Below are 25,509 nucleotides of genomic sequence, written 5' to 3'. Positions count from 1 at the left end.
CATACGCATAATGAGCGTTCAGTCAAGATTGAACGAAATACCCACGGCGTATTGAGCACACACGAATTGGTGCGGAACTGTCGGTATTCCCCGGGGTCGGCGCGGTGATTTTAATCGGTATTTACTATGCGCATTTGCCCCTATATCGTTCCTCTGGAAGGGCGGGGCCTGCCTCTGACACGCAGGCCCGCTCGATATGCGGCGGTGTCAGCTCTCGGCCATCCAAAGCAGGATATATTCGATGAATGAAACCCCGGAACTGGCGTCTTTCCTCATGGATGCGGCTGCAGGTGAGTGCGCCGCACCCGAGGCGCCCCTCGATGCCGCGCCGCGTCACGGCATTAACCCCGCGGTGACGCTGCTGGATGTGACGGTTGCGCCGCCGAATGCCATCCACACCGATGGCGATGCCGAGCGATTGATCCGCGCGATCAGCGAGGCCAACGGCCTGATCCCCGAGATCGGTTTCGCGGTGATGACGACACTGCAGGCGCGTCTGCGGGCGGCGCAATGGCGGGTGACCTGTGTGATCGCCCTTGGCGACGGGCGGCAGGCACCGCGGGTGATCGACCTCTGGCCCGTAGACCCGGCGCGGCGGGCCTACGGGTTGGCGCTCGACATCGGCTCCACCACACTGGCGGCCTATCTCTGCGATCTGATGAGCAGCGAGGTGATCGCCAATGCCAAGATGGTCAATCCGCAGGTCTCTTATGGTGCCGATGTGATGTCGCGGGTCAGCCATTCGATGATGTATCCCGGCGCGCATCTGCAGATGACAGCGGCGGTCCGCGATGGAGTGCGCCGCCTGACCGCCGAGGTGACTGCGCGTTGTGGCATTGAGGCCGCAGAGGTGCTCGACGCGGTGGTCGTCTGCAATCCGATCATGCACCACCTTTATCTCGGCTTTGATCCCTATGAGCTGGGGCAGGCGCCCTTCACCTTTGCCACCTCCAAGGCGCTGCACGTGGCGGCGCGTGACATTGACCTGCCGATCCATCCGCTGGCGCAGGCCTATCTGCTGCCTGCAGTCGGCAACCATGTCGGCGCGGATGCGGCGGCGGTGATGCTCTGCGAAGATCTGCACTGCAGTGAGGCAATGACGCTGGTGATCGACATCGGCACCAACGCCGAGTTCTTTCTGGGCAATAGCAAAGACATTGTCGCCTCCTCCTCGCCCACCGGTCCGGCGCTGGAGGGGGCCGAGATCACCCACGGGCAACGCGCCGCGCCCGGAGCCATTGAGCGGGTGCGTATCCATCCGCTGACCAAAGAGATACGTTTCAAGGTGATCGGCTCGGAACTTTGGTCGGATGAACCGGACTTCGAGGCGTCCATTCGCGGCATTGGCGTCACCGGTATCTGCGGCTCTGGCGTGATCGAGATGGTGGCGGAAATGCGCATGGCGGGGCTGATTGACCCGACTGGGCGCATCGGCACCCGTGACGAGACCGGCTGCGCCGCCTGTTTTGCCGATGGGCGCACCACATCGGTCACGCTCTATCACTGCAAGCGGCATATCTATGTCACCAACAATGATGTGCGCGAAGTGCAGATGGCGAAAGCCGCGCTCTATGCGAGTTTGCGCCTGTTGATGGATGATCTGGGCGTCAGTTCCGTTGACCGGATCGTGCTGGCGGGGGCCTTCGGCAGCCATATCTCGGTCAAACATGCGATGGTTCTGGGTCTGATCCCCGATTGCGCGTTGGAACATGTCAGCGCGGTGGGCAATGCCGCGGGCGCGGGGGCCTGTGTTGCGCTGATGGATGTCGAGGCGCGGCGGCAGATCGAGCGCGCGGTGCAGCATGTGCGCAATGTCGAGACCGCGACGCATGCGGATTTTCAGGCGTATTTCCTGAGCGCCTCCGACATTCCCAATGCCGAGGACCGCTTTCCAAGTCTCGCCGCACGGGTGGTCTTGCCCGAGGTCGCTTTTGGCAAACGCTCCGGCCGCAAAAACCCCGACCGCATGCGGGGCAGGCAATAGGCGCGGGCGCTCCCATCTCAACAGGTTTGACCCGTGGCGCGGCAACAGGCTACCAATGGGGAAACCACATCGGGTGACCCATGCGCTGGCTTGACGAGTTGACCTCGACCGCACCGACAGATGCCATCGCGCTGGTCGATTATGACGGCGCGCGGATCGACTACGGCGCCTTGGATGTGGCGGTGTCGGAGGCCGAGGCCCTCTTGCAAACTTACGGCGTGCAGGGGGGTGACCGCGTGCTGGTGGTGGCAGAGAACTGCGCGCTATTGGTGGCGGTGTTTCTGGCGGCGATGCGCCTGCGGGTGTGGTGCGTGCCGGTCAACGCGCGGCTCTCGGACGCTGAATTGGACGCGATCCGCGAAGATGCGCAGCCACGAGTGACCCTCTTCACCGATCACGCCTCCCACGAGGCAGCGGCACATGGCGCGCGGCTGGGCACCACGCGGGGCGGGCCGGTTTTGGGGCGCGCGACTTGCCTTTTGGCGGACCCGACAGTTCAGGCCGAACCTGTGGCGGACAGCCCCGAGCGGCAAGTCGCCGCGCTGGTCTATACCTCGGGCAGCACCGGCACGCCGAAAGGGGTGATGCTGAGCCATACGAATCTCATGTTCAACGCCCGGATCACCGCCGAGCGGCGCGGGTTTGCCCCGCAAGAGGTGATCCTTCTGGCGCTCCCCTGCACCCATATCATGGCGCTCTCAACCGCGCTTTTGGCGGGGCTCTCTGCGGGAGCGACGGTGCAACTGATGGCACGGTTCTCAGCGGATGAGACGCTCAAAGCGCTGGCCGAGGGGGCGACGGTGTTCTCGGGCGTGCCGGTGATGTTCGAACAGATGCTGCGCCGGATCGAGAGCGGCGAGGCCGACCTCAAGGCGCCACGCTTGCGGCTGATCGGGGCGGGTGGCGCGCCGCTTGATCCGGCGCTGAAGGCAAAGGTCGAGGCGCGTTTCGGGCTGACGCTGAACAACGGCTACGGGCTGACCGAGGCCGCGCCGGGCGTGGCCTCGACCGCCTTTGGACCGCCGCGGACGGATGGCGCGATCGGCTATGTCTATCCGCAATGCGAGGCGCGGATTGACGCGCCCGCCGAGGATGGCACCGGCGAACTGCTGTTTCGCGGGCCGGGGGTGATGCTGGGCTATTACCGCAACCGCGAGGCTACGGCGGCCGTGTTCACCGAGGACGGGTTTCTGCGCACCGGCGATCTGGCGCGGCAGGATGCCGACGGCGCGCTGCATCTGGTCGGGCGCTGCAAGGAGTTGATCATCCGCTCGGGCTTTAACGTCTACCCGCCCGAGGTCGAGGCCGCGCTGATGGGATGTGCGGGCGTCTTGCAGGCAGCGGTGATTGGCCGCGCGGTCGCGGGGAATGAGGAGGTCTTGGGCTTTGTCACCACCGATGGCAGCACCGATGCGACGATGATCGCGGACCAATTGCGCGCGCGGCTGGCGCCTTACAAACGACCGCAGCATATTGTGATTTTGGACGAGATGCCGCTGACCTCAGTGGGCAAAATCCGCAAACCGGCGCTATCTGCGATCCCGCTTGGCTGAGGCGAATGGCGCTGGCCTCTCTCGCCTCGGTTCTATGAGAGCTTAATCGGCGGCACATGCGACTACTGGCTCTCGGCCTCAATCGTGCGCCCTAAAGTAACCACATAACCCAGCGCCAAAGCCACCTATCCACCGGGTGTCGCGGCAGAACCGGCGAGCAGCCCGCCGTCGATATTCAGCTCGGTGCCGGTCATATAGGCGGCCTCATCCGAGGCCAGCAAGACTGCCAGCGCGGCGACCTCTTCGGCGCTGCCAAAGCGTTTGAGCGGCGTATCCGCGACCATTGCCGCCTCGCGCTGGGCGCGGTCCGGCCCGTCGCCCAGCATCATCTCCCACATCGGGGTCATGATCGCCGCCGGATGGATCGAGTTGCAGCGGATCGCCAATCCCTGCGCCGCGCAATAGAGCGCGACGGACTTGGTATGGTTGCGGATCGCCGCTTTCGACGCCGCATAGGCCGCCGCCATCGGAATGCCAACCAGCCCCGAACGCGACGAGATATTGATGATACTGCCCGTGCCCTTTGCCCGCATCGCGCGGATCGCAAAGCGGCACCCCAGAAATGTGCCGTCACTATTCACCGCATGCACCGCGCGCCAATCGGCAAGACTGGCGTGTTCGGGATCATGGGCAGGCGGCGCGCCGTCAAACGGGCCCTCAAAGCCGGTGATACCGGCGTTATTGACCAGCACGTCAATGCTTGGATGCTGCGCGGCGACGGCCTCCCAATCATCCTCGCGCGTGACATCGAGCGGGAGGAAATCCGCCCCGATCCGCGCGGCCATGGCGGCACCGGCCTCAGAGTCGATATCGGTGAGAATGACCGCCGCGCCCTCATTGACAAAGGCCTGCGCGATGGCGGCGCCGATGCCGCGCGCGCCGCCGGTCACGAGTGCAGTTTTCTGGTGCAATCTTGGCATATCGGCTCCGATTCCTTGCGGCGACGGGGTCAGACCCGCGCGGGTTGTGGCTGCGAAATATTAGCGGTTTGATCCCGCATGTCATTGTAAATCACCGGCATCCGGCCTCGCCAGCGCTGCCATTGTTCATCGCGGGTGATCAAATCGGCGATGAAATGCGCGACATTTATCCGGCTGATCTTGCCCGCGTTGAAAATCGCGCTGCGGATCGGCGAGGGATGCGCCTCGATCGCACTGATCTCGGGGTGGTCAACCAGCGCATCGGGGCGCACCACCGCCCATTCGATCTGCGGATCATTCTGCCCGATGGCAAGCCGCAGATACTCCGCCGCCGCCTCGTTATCGACATGGGGCGGCAGCACCAGACGCAGCAGCGCGATCACCGCTTTCTGCGCCAGCGAGATGCGCTCATTGAGGTCGCGGTTGCGATTGCCCGAGGTGTTCATCAGCACGAATTTCACCGGCTGCTGTGGGGCGTTGGCGCGGATCGCATCGCAGAGGCGACGGGTGGCATCGGTAACCAAGCGGCGCGGCGCTCCGTAGATGCCTTTGACGCTGAGCGTGTGGCCCAGACAGGAAGCGACCGCATCGCAACCTGCCACCAGACGCATCAATTCGGCATCACTCAGGACCAGAAGACTGGCTTCGGTGAGGCTGAGATCGGGGTGCTGGCGCAGCGCCTCGGGCAGGGAGGATTTGGCGCGCAGCACTGCCCTGACCCTATGTCCGCGGGCCAGCAAATCCGCCACCAACAACCGCCCCGTGGCACCGCTGGCGCCGACAACCAAAACTTCCATGACCACTCCAATTGCTGTGTTGCTTCGAGATACAGGCAGAATAACCCAGCGGCACGCTCATGCGAATTGACTAGAGTTCTTCATCTGATATGCAAATACGCATGGATTGGCGGGCGGTGAAATTCGACTGGAACAAGGCGCGGGCGTTTTTGGTCACCGCCGAAGAAGGCTCGCTCTCTGCGGCGGCGCGGGCCTTGGGCATGGCGCAGCCGACGCTGGGACGACAAGTTGACGGGCTGGAAAAAGAACTGGGTATTGTCCTGTTCGAGCGGGTCGGGCGCGGCTTGACCCTGACGCCCAGTGGCTTGGAGTTATTGGACCATGTTCGGGCGATGGGCGAGGCGGCGGGGCGGGTGTCCTTGGCCGCTTTAGGCCAGTCGCAGGCGCTCGAGGGCACGATCTGTATCTCCGCCAGCGAGACCTATGCCACTGTGTTGCTGCCGCCCTTGATCGCGCGGTTGCGCCAAGAGGAGCCGGGGATTCAGGTGGAGATCGTGGTCGCCAATCACGCCAGCGATCTGCGCCGCCGCGAGGCCGATATCGCGATCCGCAACTTCCGCCCCACCGAACCCGATCTGATCGCCCGCAAACTCGGCGAGGCGCAGGCCGTCCTCTATGCGACGCCGGACTATATCGCGCGGCTCGGTAATCCGCGTGCGCCCGCCGACCTGCAACGCGCCGATTTCATCAGCATGGATCACAGCGATACGATGCGGAAAGGGCTCAACCAGCTTGGGCTTGGGCTTACTGAGGCGAATTTCCCGCTACTCACCGAGAGCTTTCTGGTGATGTGGGAGTTGGTGCGGCAAGGGGCGGCGATTGGCGTCTTGGACGCCCATATCGGTGATGCCGATCCTTTGGTGCGCCGGGTGCTGCCGGATCTGGAGCCTCTGGTGTTTCCGATCTGGCTGGTCGCACACCGTGAGTTGACCACCAGCCGCCGCATCCGCAGGGTCTATGAGTTTCTCGCCGAGGGGCTCAAACGCCGCTAGGCGGGACGGGCAGGGCGCATTGCCACCCGCCGCGCCAACCCCTATGCAGCACCCAGATTGCGCCCATATGGGGCGGTAGATGGAGCGCTTATGGCCAAGATCCCCAATTCCCGCATCGACCGGCTGCTGGCCTCGATGGGCTATGGCTCGCGCCCCGATATCGCGCGATTGGTGCGCTATGGCGGTGTCACGCTGGATGGTGCTGCGGTGAATGACGTCAGCACGCGTGTAGCGTTGACGCCGGATTTGCCCCAGCGGATGAAGGTAAGCGGCGAGGGGCTGGACCCGCTGGCGGGGCTGGTGATCTTGATGCACAAACCGCTGGGCACGACCTGTTCGCATAAGGAGGCCGGACCCTTGGTCTATGACCTGCTGCCAGCGCGTTGGCGGCGGCGCAAACCGGCGATTTCCAGCATCGGGCGGTTGGACAAGGACACCTCGGGCCTGTTGCTCCTGACCGATGACGGGCCGCTTTTGCACCGGATCACCAGTCCGAAACGCCATATCCGCAAGACCTATCGCGCGACGCTGGCGCGCCCGCTGGATGGGACCGAGGCGGCGCTATTTGCCTCGGGCGATTTGCTGCTGAATGGCGAGGAGAAGCCGCTGGCGCCGGCCGAACTAGAGGTGATCTCGCCGATGGAGGCGCGGCTGACGGTGGTCGAGGGGCGCTATCATCAGGTGCGGCGCATGTTTGCCGCCGCTGGCAACCATGTCGAGGCGCTGCACCGTGAGGTACTGGGCGGGCTGACCCTGCCCGAGGATCTGGCGCCGGGGGAGTGGCGGCTGCTAAATGAGGGCGAGATTGCCTCGGTGCTGGCATAACACAAGAGGGTTAACCCCATTCCAAAGCGCCCGCGCGATGTCTTGGTCCTTCGCAGGTCGCGACGGGGAGGAAGCCGCAAGGCACAAAGGGAAGCCGCTCGGCTTTTACGCATCGCAAGCTAATAAAAAGCTCCGGCGCAGGTTTTGCGCCGGGGTTGTTTTTTAGCGTCTTCCCGATCACCGCTTGCGGTGAGGTCCGGGAATTTTCCACACCGGTTTTACAAGAAGGTCAGGCCGATGGTGATGATAATACCCGACAGAATGAGGTGCATCACGCAGAACCCCATAATGTCTTTGGCGCGCAAACCGGCGATGCCGAGGATCGGCAGGGCCCAGAACGGCTGCACCATATTGGTCCAGGCATCACCCCAGGCCACCGCCATCGAGGCGCGGGCCAGATCGGCGCCCAGCGCTTCGGCAGCCGGCAGGATCACCGGCGCTTGCACTGCCCATTGACCACCGCCCGAGGGCACGAAGAAGTTGACGATACCGGCCGAGAGGAAGGTCCAGAAGGGCAGCGTTGCCGAGGAGGCGAGGCCGACCAGACCTTCGGAAATGCTGGCCGCGAGACCCGATTGCACCATGATCGCCATGATACCCGCGTAAAACGGGAACTGGATCACGATACCGGCGCCGCCTTTGACCGCATCGGTCAATGCATTCAACAAGTTACGCGGCGTGCCATGCAGCAGGATCGCCAGCGTCAGGAACAGGAAGTTGATCACATTCAGCGACAGACCGTTTCCGGCGGCGAAATACTGGATCAACCATGCCAGCCCCGCTGCGCCGATCAGAACCGGCAGCACAAAGCTGTTTTCCAGCCGCTCGGCAGGCGTCGTGCTTTCGGCGCGCGCGGCCTCGTCTTTGGCCAGAAGCGCGGGGTCGATATACACGCTGTCTTCTTCGCGCGGCATCATTGCGCGGTTGACCAGCGGCACGGCGATAAACAATGCGACGACGATGGCGATGTTATAAAACGAGAAAATCGTCTCCGAGGTCGAGACCACGCCGGTGATCCCCTCGAACGGGTGGCCCGCGGTGGCAATCGACAGCGGGATCGACCCCGCCAGCCCGCCATGCCAGACGATGAACCCGGAATAGGCCGAGGCGACAAGCAGGCGGTAGTCCACGCGGATCGTGCGCGCCAACTCCCGTGCGAAGAGGGCGCCGACCACGAGGCCAAAGCCCCAGTTGATCCAGGACGCCGCCAGCGAGACCACGCTGACCAGCAGAATCGCGCCACCCGCGCTTCCTGCCAGTGCTGCCAGCGCTGAGAGACCACGGCGCACCAGCGGCGTCGAGGCCATCATATAGCCGGTGACCAGCACCAGAAGCATTTGCATCGAGAAGGTGAGCAGCGACCAGAAGCCATCACCCCACATGGTGACAACCTGCATCGGGCTGCTGTCCTGCGTCGCAACGGCGGCAACCCCCGCGACAAGGGTGAGCACCATCACAAAGACGAAGGGATCAGGGAGATAGCGGTCTATAAGCCGGACCATCGGGCGAGATAGAAAATTAAGCACGGGGTTTACCTGTTTCAAGAGCTGTTGAAGCAGGGCGGAGTATAGGAACTGAAAATCAGTTTTGGCAAGACAGAGAATCTATGCGGTAAAACACCCCGTATGTTTTCGAAATAAAGCGAATGCGTTCGAATTACTTCGAGGGTCACGGAGAAAGTTACCCGAATTAAGCTAAAGGCGCAGGAAAGTTTCGGGCGGCTGGATTTATCCTGCCAGTAACTGCCCTTCAGGCCTTATGCCGGTCGGATCAGGGTTAATCACTTGGCGTGGTAACGCCCGTCATCTTGCCTTTACCGGCGACACGAAAACTGTGGGTCGCAGGTATCAGGGTCAGCGTTCGCTAGCGGGTTTCCCCTCAGTGACCAGCACATCGCCGATGATCTCATCCATGAAATGGGTCACCAAGCCGATGCGGCCCTGCACGCCGGCCTTGCGAAACACCGCCGCGCTTTGCGATTTGACCGTGCCTTCGCTTTTCTGGCTGATCTCTGCGATCTCGGCATTGGACAGCCCTTTGATGGCGAAAAGCGCCACCTCACGTTCAGTGCGGCTCAGTCCCCAACGGTCGAATTCAGTCTCGACCAGCGCTTGAAACGCACCGCGCGCCACCATCAGCCCCTTTTCCGCGGCATCGGCACGGCGCAGCATATTGCGGATCAGCGCGACATTGATCGCGATGCTCAGGACCAGCGCGAGAATGGCGAAAATCTCGAACAGCTCGCGGGTGTTATAACCGACCGGGCGCGAGCGGATGGTGGTGACATCGACAATCACAAAGCCCAGAAACAACGCGGCCAGCAGGAGTTGCACGGCGACGACGATCAGCAGTCCGATCGAGACGGGGGTCTTTCGGAACATGGGGCGCAACCTTGGTTAGGATCGGATGGGGCTTGGATCAGAGCGGGAGGGATGCGGGTGAGGGCATTGCCCCCACCCGTTTGCGGTCCAACCCGAACATTATATCAGTCTAATCTCAGTTTCCGATTCCGATGCCGCCGTCAATGCCGACATCGCCACCGACACTGCCGCCGACGCTACCGCCGCCAATCGATCCACCGACCGAGCCGCCAACCGATGCGCCGACACTGGCACCCACGCTGGCACCGCCGCGTGACGATCCGCTTTCACCCGCGGTCTCGCTGGTGGTCTGGGCCGAAGTGGTGCCGGTCGCATTGGTATAGACCTCGATCACCGAGTCGCTGAGAATCTCGCCGGTCGATTGGTGCACCACGACTTCGCGCATATGGGTCTCGGTCTGGGCTTGCAGACGCACGCGGCCCAACCATGTGCGCGAGCGCGACACCATCTGGTAACCGGCGGCTTCCAACTCGGCCACCACGGCAAGTTCACCGCGCACCTGTGCCAGTTGCACCTGGGTTTTGGCCAGAAGATTGGCATTCGCCGCGGCGCTGCCCTGGCTGGCGCTGGCCTCGCCGGTGGCTTGGGTTTGGGCCTGGCCGTTGGCGCTTTGGGCCGAAACCATCGCCGGCACGGAGGCGGTCATCAGTGCCGCGGCAACGCAGGTGGCGCGGGTCAGGGCGGTTGCGCGGTTGGCGGTTGCTTGGGGGGTCATCTTGGTCATCATGTCTGGTTCCTTTCGGTAGGTAAGAGCAAAACGCAGCCTTGTGAGCCACGCAAGTGATAACCGAGGGATGCCGTGAGCGTTCACCAAAGCCTAGCCAACCCTGGTTTGAAGCGGCGGTTTTAAACTGCAGGCAGGGGTGGCTGGCGCTGGCGGGATAGCGAAATAAACTGAAGTTTATACCGGAAGGGGCAAATTATACCGCTGCACCTTGGCAAGGGAGCCGCCAATGATGGCCAGCATCACGCGCAACGCCTGCTTACTCGCGTGTTTCAGCGGGTCGTTGCGCCTGAGTGGCCCGTTAAGTGCCTCGTTTGCATTGCTCGGAATCACCAAGTCCCGATCACGCCGCCCGAGTTTGATCGCCGTGGCGCTAAGCTATGGCGCGGCCCACCGGATCAGGGGCGGCGCAACTCTACGGAACGCCTCCACCCGCCTCGCTTGCCGTCGCCAGCAGAAATGCCCGCGCGTCTTGCACCGCGCGGTTGCGGGCGCGGGCGTTGGGCATGACCAGCACGTAGGGGCGCGGTAGGCTGCGTCCGTTGCCGCCGATCTGGCGCAACTCGCCACGGCAAAGCGCATCCGCGACCATCCTTGAGGGCGCCAAAGCCACGCCCAAGCCGATACGCGCCGCCGAAAGGGCCATGGCGCTTGAGGCCACCCGCAGCCCAACCGCCTGATCGGGATAGCGGCGCAGGCCCAGGGCTTCGAAATGCTGCGCCCAATCCGGCTCGATCCCGTAGTCGCGGCCCCAACTGGTGTGGATCAGCGCCGCATCGGGGATCTCCTGCAGGTCCTCGGGATGATCGGTGGCGCGGGCGGCCACGGCGACCAGATGATCGGTGAACAGCGGGTCAATCACATGGTCGGGGTAATGCTCGGCGCCGTAGGCAAGGCGCAGATCAATGCCCGCGCGGGCCAGATCAACCGGATCCTCCTCGCTGTGCAGATCGAGATGCGCGCTTTGCGGATAGGCGCGGAGCAGCGGCATTAACCAATGTTCACATAGCGAGGGCAGGGCCGAGATCACCACCCGCGCGCGCCGCGGCGCATCTTGCAGGCTGCGTGCGGCGCTGCGCAGGCTTGTGAAGGCGATATCGACGCTGGGATAGAGCGTGCGACCGGCGTCGGTCAGGCTGATGCGGTTGCCCAAACGGTGAAACAATTGCTTGTCGAGTTGCTGCTCGAGCGCCTTGACCTGCTGGCTGACCGCCGCCGCGCTGACGCCAAGCTCGACGCCCGCGGCTTTGAAACTGCCGGTGCGGGCGGCAACCTCGAAGGCGCGCATCGCGTTGAGCGGCAGATGACCGGGGTTCAGCATAAGAAATCCTTTGGGCTGAGCAAAACCTGCCGCCTTCCACCGCGCCTGTCCAGTGGGGAATTCAGCCTGCGCCTGTGTCTATAAGGTCGTCAGTTAAGCGGCGGATAATGCTGCAAATAACCTGTTTTCCGCAGCTACTTTAACCAGTCGCGGGTTGATATTGACGAATCGCAAGGGCGTTTTCGGCTTTGAAAGGTGTTCTCTGGGTTGAGTGTAAAACTCCACATAATGTCGATTTATAACATGAATGTATAATACATATTTTGCAGAAAGTATTTGTAAATCATTTAATATCAATATGTTACAGTGTTTGATTTGCATCTTACCTCACCTCGCCCTGCATCTAATACCCGCCACACCCCTTTTCGGATCGATTGTCGCGGGGATCACGCAGGCGGTAGACTCCTATGCAAGATCGCCTAATGTGGGGGCGACAGGGAGTTATCAAGGGAGTGACGCAAATGTCAGAGTTCCTGACCAAATCACGCGCGCGAAATATATTTTATGGAGGCTCGATATTCTTCGTTCTGGTCTTCATCGCGCTGACCATCCACAGCCATTACTATGTGGTGAACAGTTCGACTGCGGGCATGGCCCTGAGCGCCGAAGTGCGCCACGGCAAGCACGTCTGGGAGCGTAATAGCTGCATCAACTGCCACACGCTCCACGGCGAAGGCGCCTATTTTGCGCCCGAGGTCGGCAATGTGATGGCGCGCTGGGGCGTCGCGGATGATCCCGAGGGGGCTTATGAGGTGCTGGCGGCTTGGATGCAGGCCCAGCCTAGCGGCGTCGAAGGGCGTCGCCAGATGCCGTTTTTCGACCTGAGCGAAGAAGACCTGCGCGGGCTGGCCGAATTCTTGCGGTTTGCCAATCAAACCAACACGCAGGGCTGGCCGCCCAATGACGCCGGCTAAGGGGGAGCTGACATGAAATATAGAACCCAATCCATCGCCTATGTCTATTTCGCCTGCGCCATGGCCCTGTTTGCGGTGCAGATGATCGGCGGGCTGACCATCGGCTGGATTTATGTCCAGCCCAACTTCCTGTCCGAGCTTTTGCCGTTCCATATCGCGCGGATGATCCACACCAATGCGCTGATTGTCTGGCTGCTGCTGGGCTTCTTTGGCGCGGCATTCTTTATGGTGCCCGAGGAATCCGAGCGTGAAATCTGGTCGCCCGCGCTGGCCTATGCGCAGCTTGCCATTCTGATGGTCGGCACGCTGGGCGCCGTTGCAGGGTATCTCGTCGGCATCCACGAGGGGCGCGAGTTCCTTGAACAGCCGCTCTGGGTGAAATTCGGCATTCTGGTCGCCGCGGTGATGTTCTTGTTGAACATTTCGATGACCGTGCTTTCGGGGCGTAAAACCGCGATCACCGGCGTCTTGCTCACCGGTCTGTGGTTGCTGTCGCTGTTGTGGATCTTTGCGATCATCAACCCCGACAACCTGAGCCTTGATAAGCTGTACTGGTGGTTCGTCGTGCATCTCTGGGTCGAGGCGACATGGGAGCTGGTGATGGCCTCGATCCTTGCCTTCCTGCTGCTCAAGCTGACCGGCGTCGACCGCGAGGTGATCGAGAAATGGCTCTATGTGATCGTCGCCACGGCGCTGTTCACCGGCATTCTGGGCACCGGCCACCATTACTATTGGATCGGCCTGCCGGGTTACTGGCAGTGGATCGGCACGATCTTTGGCACGCTGGAAATCATCCCCTTCTTCCTGATGATGTCCTTTGCCTTCATCATGGTCTGGAAGGGGCGGCGCAACCATCCCAATAAGGCCGCGCTCTTGTGGTCGCTGGGCTCGGCCACCATTGCCTTCTTTGGCGCCGGTGTCTGGGGGGTGCTGCACAATATGCACGGGGTGAACTTCTATAGCCACGGCACCCAGATCACCGCCGCGCATGGGCATCTGGCCTTCTATGGCGCCTATGTCGCGATCAATCTGGCGATCATCACCTATGCGATGCCGATCCTCAAAGGCCGGGAGCCCTATAATCAGGTGATCAATATGGGCGCTTTCTGGCTGATGACCGGTGGCATGGCCTTCATGACCTTCACGCTGACCTTTGCCGGTGTGATCCAGACCCATATGCAGCGGGTGCTCGGCGATTACTTCATGCAGGTGCAGGATGAGCTTGGGCTCTTCTACATCATGCGCTTTGTCGCTGGTACAGCAGTGGTGCTGGGCGCCTTCCTGTTCATCTATGCGATCTTTGTGGTGCGCCGCCGCGAGATCGTCGAGCCCGGCTCGGCCAATCCGGCCCCGCCCGTCTCGCATAGCATGCCGGGAGAGTGAGAATGAACCTGCACGCTCAACCCTCCGCTGTTCCCTATTACGCCGCGACGGGGACTGAATGTGCGCTCTTCGAGGCCGCCCAAAACAATGGTTTGCCCCTTCTGTTGAAGGGGCCGACCGGCTGCGGCAAAACGCGGTTCATCGAGCATATGGCAGCGCGCTCGGGGCGTAAGCTCTATACCGTGGCCTGCCATGATGATCTCTCGGCAGCGGATTTGATTGGCCGCTATCTGCTGCGCGGGGGCGAGACGGAATGGGTTGATGGCCCGCTGACCCGAGCGGTGCGCGAGGGGGCGATTTGCTATCTCGATGAGGTGGTCGAGGCGCGCAAGGATGTCACCGTGGTCTTGCATCCGCTGACCGACAACCGCCGCACCCTGATGATCGACCGCACCGGCGAGGAACTGGTAGCGCCGCCGGGTTTCATGCTGGTCGCCAGCTATAACCCCGGCTACCAGAATGTGCTCAAACGGATGAAGCCCTCAACGCGGCAGCGGTTTTTGGCGATTACGTTTGATTTTCCCAAGCCCGAGACCGAGATCGCGGTGGTGGCGCAGGAAAGCGGGCTGGATGTGGCGCGGGTGACGCCCTTGGTGCGGCTGGGCGGGCATATTCGCAACCTCTCGGGCATGGATCTTGAGGAAGGGGTTTCCACCCGTCTGCTGATTTACGCCGCGACCTTGATCGCGGGTGGGATGGGCGTCGACAAGGCGCTTGAGGCTGCCGTGATCGAGCCCTTGAGCGATGACGAGGACGTGCAAATTGCCCTGCGCGATCTGGTCACCACGGTCTACGGCTAGGCAATGGCACTGCGCCCCCTTGATCTGATGGACCCCGAAGAGGCGGTCGGCAATATCTGGCATGACTATGCCGTGGGGATTGCTGCGCAGGCCGCTTACCCCGAGGCAGCGGCGGAATTGGCCACGGTCCGCCCCAGTCTGGCGATGATGTTTCGCGCTTTGGGCGGCGCACCGCAGGTGGAGTTCACCGAAGCGCCCGCCGTGGTCGCGCGGCACCGCCGCCCGCATCTGCGCAGATTGGCAACCGAGCGCGACAAGATCTTTCAACCCGCATTTGACGGTGAGCGGCTGCGCCTGCCGCCACGGATCGAGGCATATCCCGACCCAGCGCTCAACCGCGCCGTTTATTTCTGGCTGGTGGCCGTGGCGGCGCTGAGCGATCCGGAGTGTTTGCAGGCGGGCGCGCTGGCTGGAGCGGCGCGCGATATGGCGATGATCCGCGCCAATCTCGCAGCCGGCGCGCGCGCGCATCAGGAATGCCCCGGGTTACGCAAAGCCTTCGCGGCAATGCAGGCGCATACTTTGGCCACACGGCCCGAGGTTAGCCTGCCGCCCTCGGAACAGGCGGTTGAGACAGCCTTACGCCGTGCACTTGACGCGGGCGATCCGCCCACCGCGCCAGCCCCCGACGCACCGCGCAGCTATATGCCTTTCGCGCCGGTGCCCTTCTGGCTGGCGTTGCATCCGCCCGGCTCCGGTGACGCAGTGGATGAGCCGCAAGAGGACGCGCCCGAGGCTCCGGCAGCGGCGGCCACAACCTCGCGCAAACAGGGGTTTCGCAAGGATCAAGAGCAGGCCAACCGCAAGGATAGCTTCATCCTGCACCGGTTTGAGTCGATCCTCTCATGGGTGGAATCGATGAATCTCAACCGCTCGATCCATGATGACGATGAGGAAAACGCCCAAAAGGCCGCCGAGGATCAGGACAATATCACCCTGTCGAAAAACGACCGCCGCGCAGCGACGCGCCTGCGACTGCACCTTGATCTGTCGCCTGCCGATGCCGACCATGAGCGTCTGGCCGATGAATTCACCTATCCTGAATGGAACCACCGGTCGCGCAGTTACATGCCAGACCATTGCCGCGTGCTCGAGGTCGAGGCCGAGCCTGATCCACATCATGCGTTCAAGCCCGACCGCAAGCGGATGGAACAGGTGCGCCGCCAGTTCGAAACCCTGCGCCCGCGCCGGATTTTGCAGCCACGCCAGATTGACGGCAATGAATTGGACCTCGACGCAGCGATTGCCGCACATATCGACCTGCGCGCTTCGGGGCGCTGCGATGACCGCGTATTTCTGGCCTCGCGCCAGACCCAGCGCGACCTGACCGTGGCCTTCCTGGCCGATACTTCGCGCTCGACGGAATCGGCGGTGGGTGACACCTGCGTGATTGACGTGGCACGCGATGCTTTGGCGGCGCTGGCCGGGGGCATTGACGTGGCCGGTGACCGGCTGGGCATCTGGGGGTTTTCCTCGCTCAAGCGCGACCGCGTGTTTGTCACCCGCTGCAAGAGTTTCGAGCAAAAGATGAGCGCGCAGGTCACCGAAAACATCTGCGCCCTGAAACCCGGTCATTACACCCGTCTTGGCGCCGCGATCCGCCATGTCAGCGCGCAACTGGCCGAGGAAAGCGCCGCGCGCAAGCTGTTGATCGTGCTGACCGACGGTAAGCCCAATGATCTGGACCATTACGAGGGCCAGCACGGGATTGAGGACAGCCATATGGCGGTCAGCGAGGCGCGCCGCACCGGCCAGACCGTGCACGGCATCATCATCGACGAAGACGGGCAGGACTGGTTTGCGCGGATATTCGGGCGCGGCGGCTTTCATCTGTTGCCACGCCCCGACCGGCTGACCCGCGTTCTGCCCGATATCTACCGCAGCCTGACACAGGAGAGTTAACCATGTCCCGCATCCGCACCGCGCTTGCCGCGCTCTTTACGATGCTGACCGCACCGACGCTGGCTTTGGCGCAGCAAGGCTTCACCCGCCCGATCCCGCAGCCGCAATCCGCCACCGCCGAATGGTGGTTTTTCGCCGCCTCGGTCAGCTTTGTGCTGGCGCTCGTTGCGGTGCATCTGCTGGTGCGGCGCAGATGAAACAGGAGGGCTGGGGCGTCGGACGCTTGGCGCTGGTGCTATATCCCTTTGGTGCGGGCGCGGCGGTGATCAACCTGTTTATGCTGGGCCTCTTCGGCACTTGGCTGGGCTTGCCGGCGATGCAACCCCTCACCGCGCTCTGGCTCGGGGCGATACTGGGCCTGCCGCTGACATGGTGGTTCGCGCGCCATATTCGCGGCTTGATGGATAAGGCTGACACCGGGAGCTGAGGCTAGCCGATATCTGGCGACAAATTGAGCGGAAAAACCCATTGCTCTGATCTTTCAACGCGCTACGCTCGCGCAACCGCTGGCGGATGCCGTCATCGGATGCGCGCAAGTGTAACGAGTAGGAGCCGATGATGCCGAGACCAACCCGACCCGACGCGACGTTGCACCCGTCGCTGCGCCTGAAGCCTGTCGGCGCGGGGGTGGCGCTTGCGTTCTGCCTCGCCGCACCGCTTGCGGCGCAAGCGCCGGTGGAACTACCGCAGCCGGTCGGCCCGCCCGATCAATATGTGGCGCTGGCGGTGAGCGCGGCGCAGATCGCGCAGGCCATCGCGGCGCTCGACGATATTATCGCCGAGATCTGGCAGCGCAGCGGCGTGCCAGGCTTGGCGGTCTCGGTGGTGCACAACGGCGAGACGGTTTACGCGCGGGGCTTCGGGCAGCGGCGGGTTGATGCGGATCCTGCGGTCGATGCAGACACCGCCTTCCTGCTCGCCTCGCTGTCAAAACCCATCGGCGCCACGGTGATCGCGCGTCTGGTCTCGCAGGGGGTGGTGACTTGGGACACGCCGATGCGCGAACTCCTGCCCTGGTTCGCGCTTTCGGATGATTGGGTGACGCAACATGTCACCATCGGCGATCTCTACGCCCATCGCTCGGGCCTGCCGGATCACGCCGGTGATCTGCTGGAAGACATCGGCTATCAGCGCCGCGAGGTGCTCGAACGCCTGTCGCAACTGCCGCTGAGCCCGTTTCGCGCCAGCTATGCCTATACGAATTTCGGCCTGACCGCCGCCGCCGAGGCCGCCGCAGCGGCAGCCGGGCAGGATTGGGCGGATCTGTCGCAAGAGCTGCTATATGCGCCCTTGGGGATGCAGGCGACCACATCGCACCACGCCGATTTCATCGCCCGTGAGAACCGCGCCTCCAGCCATATCCCCACGCCCGAGGGCTATGCGGTGGCAGATCTGCGCCAGCCCGACGCGCAATCACCCGCCGGTGGCGCCAGTTCCAGCGCCCGCGATATGGCGGCTTGGATGGTGCTGATCTTGGGCAATGGCACCCACAATGGTGAAAGCCTGATCAGTCCAGAAGCGCTGCTGCCTGCGGTGTCGCCACAGATGATTTCCTCGCCGCCGCGGCAGATGGAGGCGCGCGCAGGGGCTTACGGATACGGGTTTAACACCGCCGTGCAACCCTCTGGCCGCGTTGCATTAAGTCACTCCGGCGCCTTTGCGCTGGGGGCGGGCACCAGTGTCTCGATGATCCCCTCGCTGGGGTTGGGCATCACCGTGTTGACCAACGCCGCGCCCACCGGTGCGGCCGAGGCAATCAGCGCGACATTCCTCGATATGGCGCAATTCGGCCAGCCGACCCGCGATTGGTTTGCGGGGTATAGCGCGCTCATGGCCACACTTATGGCCCCGATTGGCGAGTTGGCAGGCGTAGCGCGCCCCGCCGATCCCGCGCCACCGCACGACCTGAGCACCTATGCTGGTCGCTATCAGAACAGCTATTACGGTCCGGTGGAGGTAATCGCGGAGGGTGGCGCCTTGTCGCTGATCATCGGGCCCAATGGCCAAGTCGAGCCGTTAAGCCATTGGGACGGCAATGATTTCACCCTCGCGCCTTTCACCGAGAACGCGCCCGCAGGCTCGATCTCGCGGGTCACTTTCAGCGCGCCGGAGGCCGGGCGGTCAAACAGCCTGCGGATTGAACATCTTGATCCCTATGGGATGGGCGAGTTTCACCGATAGTGCGCACAGACCTCTGGCCATGCGCACGAGAGCGCAGGGCCGGAGCGCTTCAGGCAGGCTCTAGATCCTTCAAAACACTGAGCAATTGCGCGACTTCCGCTTCGGTATTGTAATGGCACAACGAGATGCGGATGCAGTCGCTCAGCCCCAATGGATCGAGCACATTGCCGCTGTAGTGATCGGCCTTGCGGGTGTGGGTGCGGATGCCGTTCTCGTTGAGCAGGCGCACCACATCCGGCGAGGCATGGCCCTTCACCGCAATTGACACCAGCCCCTCGCGCGCCGGATTATCGATACCCGCCAGCACCGTGACATGCGCCATCTCCGCCAGTCCGGGCAGGTTGCCGGTGCCATGCAGCATCGCGTTGGTCAGATGCGTCTCATAATCATGGATCGCACGCCCCGCCGCCTCAATGCGCGCGCGCGGATCCGTGACGTCCGAAACCTCACCGCCCAGCCATTCAAAATAGCGCACCACATCCGAGACTGTGGCATAAGCACCGGTGTCGCGGGTGCCGAACTCCCAGCCGGTGGCAGGCGCATTCATCAGCATGTCATGGGGCAGTGCGGTCAACCGGTCCGAGATCCATGCAATCCCGTAACCATGGCGCGAAAACATCTTATAGGGCGAGATCACATAGCCATCGACATCGTAAGCCGCGAGGTCGATTTGCCCATGCGCGGCGTGCTGGATACCGTCAACGATGATCATGCACTCGGGCGCAACCTTACGGATTTCCTGCACAATTCCCGCCACATCCATGCCCATACCGGTGACCGGCGAGGCATGGAGGATCGTTGCCACCGCGACATCGGGGGTCATGAAAGTGGCATAGGCCTCGGGCGAGACCTGACCGGTGGAATCGTCATGGGGGACGCTGATATAGTCGAGCCCCGCGATCTCGGCCCAGCGTTGCGCCGCGCTGCGGCTGGCCGGGTGTTCGATGCTGGATCCGATGACTTTGCCCCCCTTGGGCGCGTTGACACAGGCGGTGCGGATCAGGCGGAACAACAGTTCGGTGCCGCTTTCCCCCGCGAAAAACTGCCCTGAGGGCGCGTTCATCAGGAGCGCGAGATCAGCCTTGGCCTTGGCAATCGTCGCCATGAGTGCATGCGCCGCAGGGTTGTCGCGGCCTTGGTTGTCGGGGATCGCAGCATAGGTCGCCGAGGTCTCGACCACCGATTTCAGCGTCAACGCGCCACCGGCATTCTCAAAGAAAACGCGGGGGCCCTGAAACGGGCAACTATCGACATGGGCGAAACGGTCACGAATGGCGGCGATCAGGTCGGGATTCTCGCGGATCATCAAAGGGGTCCTGAATTTTTTCATCGATGCAGCGCAGCTCATTTGCGACACAAAACATCCCGCTTGGTATGCGGGCGAAGCGGCCAGCCGTCAACCATGCGCCCAAGGGTGACGTGGCGAAGCGGCACTGAAAACCCCGCAATATGCACCTTAACAACGCTACGCAAGTATTTGATATGTAATGAAAATGCAGGCTTCTGTTGCCAGGTGCCTGCGAACCCCGCCTTACGCGGCTAGGCGCAAGGGCTTAAGTTTCGGTTTAGGTTACTGCTTACGCAGCAACGGCCACCGGAGCACGGTTGTCATTTGCAACTGTACGTTTCGGACCGATAACGGTGGTACCTCACCGAGACAAAGCTAACCCCTTTAAGCGTTCGTCGATCCTGTTTCGGCCCCATGATCCCCAAATGAAGGATATTGGTGGAGCCGCCGGGTACCGCCCCCGGGTCCGATCCGTGTATTACGAGCGCGTTTATGTCCATAGTCACTGTTGCCAGCGACAGGGCAAATATAGGGCCGCGGGGGCGCAGGCTCAAGGGGTAAGCCGCGGAATATCTGCGAAAGCTCTGGGCTCAGGGGATCTTAGCTGCCGTCGGGTGCGGCTCCGTCAGAACTGTCATCCTCGGCGGGCTGCAACGGGGTCAGGCGCTGCACCGGCGGCAGTCTGAGATCGCGCATGCGGGGCGGGCGTTCGGCAGGAGGCTGGTCGTCTTCGGGGTCAAGATGGCGGTTTTGCTCAAACCCCCAAAGTTCGGTCAGGGCGCCGCGCACATCCTCACTGCGCGCGCCCGCGATGCCATTGGCAATGCGCACGTGATAGGAGAGAAACCGCGCGCGGATGCGGGTCGGATAGCCCTCAGTGGGAGTGATGGCGAATTCCGCGGCAATCAACCCCTGCGCCAGAATGCTCATCGAGGCGTTGCCCGAGGCGCTGGCCAACGCCAGATGCATGCGCCGGACGGAAGCGACAAACTCGGCCTCGGAAATGGCGAAATCGGACTGTAGGTCAATCTCGGCGCGCATATCCGAGATGTCGGATTGCCTCAGGATCGCGAGATCGGCGCAGCCCATTTGCAACTGGATGCGGGTTTCGGTCAACAGCGGGCGGTGGGCGTAATCGTCCAACCGTGTGGCCATTGCGACCAAAGCGGAAATCTGATCAGACACCAGATCGGCGGAAGGCTGGGTGACAAAAGCCCCGCCACCGGCGCCGCGTTTGGCTTGGATCAACCCGCGCGCGGTCAACCGGCCCAAAGCCTCACGCAGGGTCGGGCGCGAGACCTTGAAATAGGCGCAAAGATCCGCCTCGGAGGGCAGGCGATCACCGGGCGCGTAATGGCCGGTCAGAATATTGTCTTGAAGAACCGACGCAATCGCGCTCACGCGGTCGGTCGCCTTCCCGTCACTGGGGGCGCTGCTGCTCATGCCATCAACCTGCTGCGTTTTTACACTATTATTATTGCCGATCAGAATGTCAGACATCGGGAATCCTGTCAATCGAGCTGTGACCCTGTTCGGCGGCGATCCGCGTGGCTAAGCTGCCGCCAGATATGGAGATTCGCATGACCCTTGATAGTGATTTTACCCGCGCCCAATTCCCCGCCTTTGCCGAACCCAGTCTGCAAGGGCAGGCGTTTTTTGAAAATGCCGGCGGCAGCTATACCGCCGGTGCGGTGATCGACCGGCTGACGCGCTATTATCACCAGCGCAAGGTGCAGCCCTATGCGCCCTATGAGGCCTCGCAACTGGCCGGCGCCGAGATGGACGAGGCGCGCAGCCGTCTGGCGGCGATGATGGGCGTCGATACGGATGAGCTGTCTTTCGGCCCGTCGACGACGCAGAACACCTATGTCTTGGCGCAAGCCTTCCGGCAGTATTTGCAACCGGGCGATGCGATCATTGTCACCAACCAAGACCATGAGGCGAACACCGGCCCGTGGCGCCGCCTTGCCGATGCGGGCATCGAGGTGCGCGAATGGCAGATTGATCCGGCAACCGGTCATTTGCCGCTCGAACGCCTGCAAGCGCTGCTGAGCGGTCCGGTCAAACTGGTCTGCTTTCCGCATTGTTCGAATGTGGTGGGCGAAGTGAATCCGGTGGCTGAAATCTCCCGTATGGCGCATGCGGCGGGCGCGGTGACCTGCGTGGACGGCGTCAGCTACGCGCCGCATGGGTTTGTCGATGTCGCCGCGCTTGGCGCCGATATCTATCTGTTTTCCGCCTATAAAACCTATGGTCCGCATCAGGGCATCATGGTGATCCGGCGCGACCTTGGCATGGCGCTGCCCAATCAGGCGCATTATTTTAACGCCGAGGTTCTTTACAAACGGTTTACGCCCGCCGGACCGGATCATGCGCAGATCGCGGCCTGCGCGGGGATGGCCGATTACATCGACGCATTCGCCGCCCATCACGGCGGTGGCGGGCTGGATGCCAAGGGGCGGGCGGCGCTTGCCCATCAGTTGATGCGCGACCATGAAACGGCGTTGCTGCAGCCTTTGCTCGATTATCTGGGCACCCGCAACGAGGTTCGCGTGCTGGGGCCCCATCAGGCCGAGAACCGCGCGCCGACCGTGGCCCTGCAAACCGAGGCGCGCGGCGAGGATCTTGCGCGCGCGCTTGCCCGCCACGGGATTATGGCGGGCGGCGGTGATTTCTACGCGCTGCGGGCGCTTGGCGCGATGGGTGCCGACGCCGATCATGGCGTGCTGCGGTTGAGTTTTGTGCATTACACCACGCGCGCCGAGGTTGACCAATTGATTGCCGCGCTAGATCAGGTGTTGTAACAAAAGCGGAGCCGAAATGACGCCCCTCATCCTCTGGTTCCGCCGCGATTTCCGCCTCGATGACAACCCGATGCTGGCGGCAGCCACGGCGACCGGACGGCCATTGATCCCGCTGGTGATTGGCGACGAGGCGGTGCTGGAACTCGGCGCCGCCCCGTGCTGGCGGATGGGCAAGGCGATCGAGAGTTTCGATGCGCGGCTGCGAGGGCAGGGCAACCGCCTGACCCTGCGGCGCGGCGATGCGCTCAGCGTTTTACGCGCGTTGATCACGGAGTCCGGTGCTTGCGGCGTCTGGTGGACGCGGCTTTATGATCCGCAGGCAATCGCACGTGACACGGCGGTCAAAACCGCGCTCACTGCCGAAGGCTATGAGGCGCGCAGTTTCGAAGGCCATACAATGGCCGAGCCTTGGCAGGTCGAGACCGGCGCGGGCGGATATTTCAAAGTCTACACGCCGTTTTTCAAGGCGCTCGACAAACGCGGTGTGGACCGCCCGCTGCCAGCGCCCGCGCGTATCGCGGCGCCGGAAACATGGCCCGAGAGTGAGCGCTTGGGTGATTGGCATCTGTCGGCGGCGATGGATCGGGGCGCTGCGGTGGTGGCGCGTTATGCGCGGATCGGCGAGGCGACGGCGCAAATGCGGCTTGATGAGTTTCTGGCCGATGGTATCGAGAACTACCGCGAGGGGCGCGATTTTCCGATGGTAAATGCGGTCTCGGGCCTGTCAGAAAACCTCACCTATGGCGAGATCAGCGCGCGGCGGATCTGGCATGCGGCGCTGGCTTTAGAGACGACCCAACCGGGGCATTCCGGCGCAATTCACTTCCGAAAAGAGCTGGCGTGGCGCGATTACGCGCATCATTTGATGTATCACACGCCGCATATCCTGAACCGTAACTGGCGCCCAGAATGGCAGAGCTTTGCGTGGCAAACCCATGATGACGTTGCGGAAACTTGGCGGAGGGGGCGCACTGGCGAGGCCTTTGTAGATGCTGGAATGCGGCAGATGTATGTGACCGGCACGATGCACAACCGGCTGCGGATGATCACGGCAAGTTACCTCACCAAGCATCTGATGTTGCACTGGAAAATCGGGTTGGACTGGTTTGCGGAATGTCTGATCGATTGGGATCCTGCGTCGAATGCTATGGGCTGGCAATGGGTGGCCGGGAGTGGCCCCGATGCCTCGCCGTTCTTTCGTGTTTTTAATCCGGCGCTGCAGGCAGAAAAGTTCGATAAATCAGGAGATTACCGCCGGAACCTCATCGCAGAACTTAGCGATGATCCGTTCGAAGATGCGCGGCGTTTCTTTGACGCGGCGCCGCGCTCATGGGGGCTCTCGCCGCGAGATCCCTATCCGGCGCCGATGATCACCTTGGCGGCTGGGCGCAAGCGCGCTTTGGCCGCCTATGAGGCGCATCGTGCGCGCCCGCAGGCGGAAAATTAAGGTTTGCGCAATCATCCACCTTGGCTAAACTTTCGTAAACAAGGCAGTCAGGGTCAAAGGGGAGTGACATGGACGTCTTGACCGACATCAGCGGCGAGGGAGATCTGCCGCGTTATTTTAAACCGGCCTTCGCGCAGCTCCAGCGCATGACGAACGGGCGGCTCGATATTATTATGCCCGACGGGCGGCGGTTTCGCGCGCAGGGCGCTTTGCCCGGCCACGCGGCGGAGGTCCATATCCACAATGCCGACAGTTTCGCGCGGCTGCTGCGCGAGGGGGATCTGGGCTTCTCGGACGCCTATATCGACGGCTGGTGGAGCACGCCGGACCTGCAGGCGCTGATGGATCTTGTGTTCAAGGACAATCCGGCGCTGCTTGATGATTTCACCGGTGTGGCTTTGGTGCGGCTTTATGAGCGTGTGCGCCACTGGCTGCGCGGCAATTCCAAACGTCAGGCCAAAAAGAATATCGCCTATCATTATGATTTGGGTAACGAATTCTATGCAGAATGGCTGGACGATTCGATGACCTATTCATCGGCTTTGTTCGAAACCGGGCAGGAGGATCTGGAACGCGCGCAACAACAGAAATACGCGGCATTGGTGGATTCGCTGGGGCTGCAGCCCGGCGATCATGTGCTGGAAATCGGCTGCGGTTGGGGCGGGTTTGCCGAATATGCGGCAGGAGAGCGCGGGCTGCGGGTGACGGGGCTGACGATCAGTCAGGCGCAGCATGATTTCGCCGTCGCACGGATGCAGCGCGCGGGGTTGACCGATCTCGTCGAGATCAAACTGCAAGACTACCGCGACGAGACCGGTGCCTATGACGGGGTCGCCTCGATTGAAATGTTCGAAGCGGTCGGTGAGAAATACTGGCCCGCTTATTTTGATGCGGTCCATGCAAGGCTCAAGTCCGGCGGGTCGGCGACGATACAGGTGATCACCGTGCCTGATGAACGTTTTGCAAAATACCGGCGCAATGTTGATTTCATTCAGAAATACATCTTTCCCGGTGGCATGTTGATCTCGCCTGCCAGATTTGCCGAAGAGGCGGCGCGCGCTGGTCTGGGCTTGGCGTCCTCGATCGAATTTGGCGAGAGTTATTCGATCACCCTGCGCCGCTGGCATCAGACCTTCACCGAAAAATGGGACCGAATTCAGGCCCTTGGCTATGACGCGCGCTTTAAACGGATGTGGGATTTCTATCTGACCTCTTGCGCCGCGGCGTTCCAGACGGGTATCTGTGACGTGACGCAGATCACCCTGCGCCGCCCGGGCTGATCCTGCGCGGCGC

Annotated in this window: 22 protein-coding genes and 1 other RNA gene; 14 read left to right on the top strand and 9 right to left on the bottom strand. The window is 62.4% G+C overall.

Features of this window, described 5'->3' with window-relative positions; translation table 11 throughout:
• The first annotated feature begins 241 nt into the window (after positions 1 to 241).
• Together DDE20_RS11610 and DDE20_RS11605 are read left to right on the top strand one after the other, a co-directional pair.
• Positions 242 to 1,984 carry an ASKHA domain-containing protein gene (locus tag DDE20_RS11610; RefSeq protein ID WP_165814502.1) on the top strand — a complete coding sequence of 581 codons (1,743 nt, stop codon included), beginning with the start codon at positions 242 to 244 and terminating at the stop codon, positions 1,982 to 1,984.
• Between the two features lie 80 nt (positions 1,985 to 2,064).
• Entirely contained in the window at positions 2,065 to 3,537 is a 1,473-nt protein-coding gene (locus tag DDE20_RS11605; protein WP_116558654.1) for a class I adenylate-forming enzyme family protein, read from the top strand.
• A 125-nt stretch (positions 3,538 to 3,662) separates the two neighbouring features.
• On the opposite strand, the gene DDE20_RS11600 is transcribed toward DDE20_RS11605, so the two are convergent.
• Together DDE20_RS11600 and DDE20_RS11595 are read right to left on the bottom strand one after the other, a co-directional pair.
• On the bottom strand, positions 3,663 to 4,457 hold the full coding sequence (locus DDE20_RS11600) for an SDR family oxidoreductase (RefSeq protein ID WP_116558653.1): 795 nt from the start codon (positions 4,455 to 4,457) through the stop codon (positions 3,663 to 3,665).
• A gap of 29 nt (positions 4,458 to 4,486) precedes the next feature.
• Positions 4,487 to 5,254, bottom strand: a complete 768-nt coding sequence (locus DDE20_RS11595) for an NAD(P)-dependent oxidoreductase (RefSeq protein WP_116558652.1) — start codon at positions 5,252 to 5,254, stop codon at positions 4,487 to 4,489.
• 89 nt (positions 5,255 to 5,343) lie between these two features.
• Between DDE20_RS11595 and DDE20_RS11590 the strand changes: the two genes are divergently transcribed.
• Positions 5,344 to 6,246 (top strand): LysR family transcriptional regulator, encoded by a 903-nt coding sequence (locus DDE20_RS11590; protein ID WP_116558651.1) that lies wholly within the window; start codon positions 5,344 to 5,346, stop codon positions 6,244 to 6,246.
• A gap of 90 nt (positions 6,247 to 6,336) precedes the next feature.
• On the top strand, positions 6,337 to 7,071 hold the full coding sequence (locus tag DDE20_RS11585; RefSeq protein WP_116558650.1) for a 16S rRNA pseudouridine(516) synthase: 735 nt from the start codon (positions 6,337 to 6,339) through the stop codon (positions 7,069 to 7,071).
• A gap of 218 nt (positions 7,072 to 7,289) precedes the next feature.
• Here the strand turns inward: DDE20_RS11585 and DDE20_RS11580 are convergent, their stop codons facing one another.
• The 4 genes from DDE20_RS11580 to DDE20_RS11560 form a co-directional block, all read right to left on the bottom strand.
• Positions 7,290 to 8,597, bottom strand: coding sequence for a short-chain fatty acid transporter (locus tag DDE20_RS11580; RefSeq protein ID WP_116558649.1), 1,308 nt, complete (start codon positions 8,595 to 8,597; stop codon positions 7,290 to 7,292).
• A 327-nt stretch (positions 8,598 to 8,924) separates the two neighbouring features.
• Positions 8,925 to 9,452, bottom strand: a complete 528-nt coding sequence (locus DDE20_RS11575; RefSeq protein WP_116558648.1) for a helix-turn-helix transcriptional regulator — start codon at positions 9,450 to 9,452, stop codon at positions 8,925 to 8,927.
• Between the two features lie 115 nt (positions 9,453 to 9,567).
• A complete protein-coding gene (locus tag DDE20_RS19015; RefSeq protein ID WP_165814501.1) occupies positions 9,568 to 10,179 on the bottom strand; it encodes a hypothetical protein in 612 nt (203 codons plus the stop codon).
• 412 nt (positions 10,180 to 10,591) lie between these two features.
• Positions 10,592 to 11,497, bottom strand: a complete 906-nt coding sequence (locus DDE20_RS11560; protein WP_116558645.1) for a LysR substrate-binding domain-containing protein — start codon at positions 11,495 to 11,497, stop codon at positions 10,592 to 10,594.
• 461 nt (positions 11,498 to 11,958) lie between these two features.
• Here DDE20_RS11560 and DDE20_RS11555 point away from each other — a divergent pair, with 461 nt between their 5' ends.
• From DDE20_RS11555 to DDE20_RS11525, 7 genes are all read left to right on the top strand, one after another.
• A complete protein-coding gene (locus DDE20_RS11555) occupies positions 11,959 to 12,411 on the top strand; it encodes a c-type cytochrome (protein WP_116558644.1) in 453 nt (150 codons plus the stop codon).
• 12 nt (positions 12,412 to 12,423) lie between these two features.
• Positions 12,424 to 13,794, top strand: coding sequence for a cbb3-type cytochrome c oxidase subunit I (locus tag DDE20_RS11550; RefSeq protein WP_116558643.1), 1,371 nt, complete (start codon positions 12,424 to 12,426; stop codon positions 13,792 to 13,794).
• A 2-nt stretch (positions 13,795 to 13,796) separates the two neighbouring features.
• Positions 13,797 to 14,594, top strand: coding sequence for a CbbQ/NirQ/NorQ/GpvN family protein (locus DDE20_RS11545; protein ID WP_116558642.1), 798 nt, complete (start codon positions 13,797 to 13,799; stop codon positions 14,592 to 14,594).
• A 3-nt stretch (positions 14,595 to 14,597) separates the two neighbouring features.
• Complete coding sequence (locus DDE20_RS11540) at positions 14,598 to 16,496, top strand: nitric oxide reductase activation protein NorD (protein WP_116558641.1); 1,899 nt, start codon at positions 14,598 to 14,600, stop codon at positions 16,494 to 16,496.
• A 2-nt stretch (positions 16,497 to 16,498) separates the two neighbouring features.
• Positions 16,499 to 16,693 (top strand): protein NnrT, encoded by a 195-nt coding sequence (locus DDE20_RS11535; protein WP_116558640.1) that lies wholly within the window; start codon positions 16,499 to 16,501, stop codon positions 16,691 to 16,693.
• On the top strand, positions 16,690 to 16,923 hold the full coding sequence (locus DDE20_RS11530; protein ID WP_116558639.1) for an NnrT protein: 234 nt from the start codon (positions 16,690 to 16,692) through the stop codon (positions 16,921 to 16,923). Before DDE20_RS11535 ends, DDE20_RS11530 begins: the two co-directional genes overlap by 4 nt.
• Positions 16,924 to 17,054: 131 nt before the next feature.
• Positions 17,055 to 18,677: a serine hydrolase gene (locus tag DDE20_RS11525; protein ID WP_116558638.1), complete on the top strand. Its 1,623-nt coding sequence runs from the start codon at positions 17,055 to 17,057 to the stop codon at positions 18,675 to 18,677.
• 49 nt (positions 18,678 to 18,726) lie between these two features.
• Here the strand turns inward: DDE20_RS11525 and DDE20_RS11520 are convergent, their stop codons facing one another.
• From DDE20_RS11520 to DDE20_RS11510, 3 genes are all read right to left on the bottom strand, one after another.
• Positions 18,727 to 19,983 (bottom strand): aminotransferase class V-fold PLP-dependent enzyme, encoded by a 1,257-nt coding sequence (locus tag DDE20_RS11520; protein ID WP_116558723.1) that lies wholly within the window; start codon positions 19,981 to 19,983, stop codon positions 18,727 to 18,729.
• A 186-nt stretch (positions 19,984 to 20,169) separates the two neighbouring features.
• Positions 20,170 to 20,523, bottom strand: a transfer-messenger RNA (tmRNA) gene (gene ssrA / locus DDE20_RS11515).
• Positions 20,524 to 20,565: 42 nt separating this feature from the next.
• Positions 20,566 to 21,408: a FadR/GntR family transcriptional regulator gene (locus DDE20_RS11510; protein WP_165814500.1), complete on the bottom strand. Its 843-nt coding sequence runs from the start codon at positions 21,406 to 21,408 to the stop codon at positions 20,566 to 20,568.
• Between the two features lie 137 nt (positions 21,409 to 21,545).
• Between DDE20_RS11510 and DDE20_RS11505 the strand changes: the two genes are divergently transcribed.
• From DDE20_RS11505 to DDE20_RS11495, 3 genes are all read left to right on the top strand, one after another.
• The gene (locus DDE20_RS11505) at positions 21,546 to 22,769 is read left to right on the top strand and encodes an aminotransferase class V-fold PLP-dependent enzyme (protein ID WP_116558636.1); all 1,224 of its coding nucleotides are present in this window, start codon (positions 21,546 to 21,548) and stop codon (positions 22,767 to 22,769) included.
• A 16-nt stretch (positions 22,770 to 22,785) separates the two neighbouring features.
• On the top strand, positions 22,786 to 24,216 hold the full coding sequence (locus tag DDE20_RS11500) for a cryptochrome/photolyase family protein (RefSeq protein ID WP_116558635.1): 1,431 nt from the start codon (positions 22,786 to 22,788) through the stop codon (positions 24,214 to 24,216).
• Between the two features lie 68 nt (positions 24,217 to 24,284).
• Complete coding sequence (locus DDE20_RS11495) at positions 24,285 to 25,496, top strand: SAM-dependent methyltransferase (protein WP_116558634.1); 1,212 nt, start codon at positions 24,285 to 24,287, stop codon at positions 25,494 to 25,496.
• Positions 25,497 to 25,509 lie beyond the last annotated feature (13 nt).

The organism is Pararhodobacter oceanensis, assembly GCF_003076755.1.
GTDB lineage: Bacteria > Pseudomonadota > Alphaproteobacteria > Rhodobacterales > Rhodobacteraceae > Pararhodobacter > Pararhodobacter oceanensis.
Note: the sequence above shows the minus strand (reverse complement) of the source record. Positions and strands in the feature narration are given on the sequence as shown.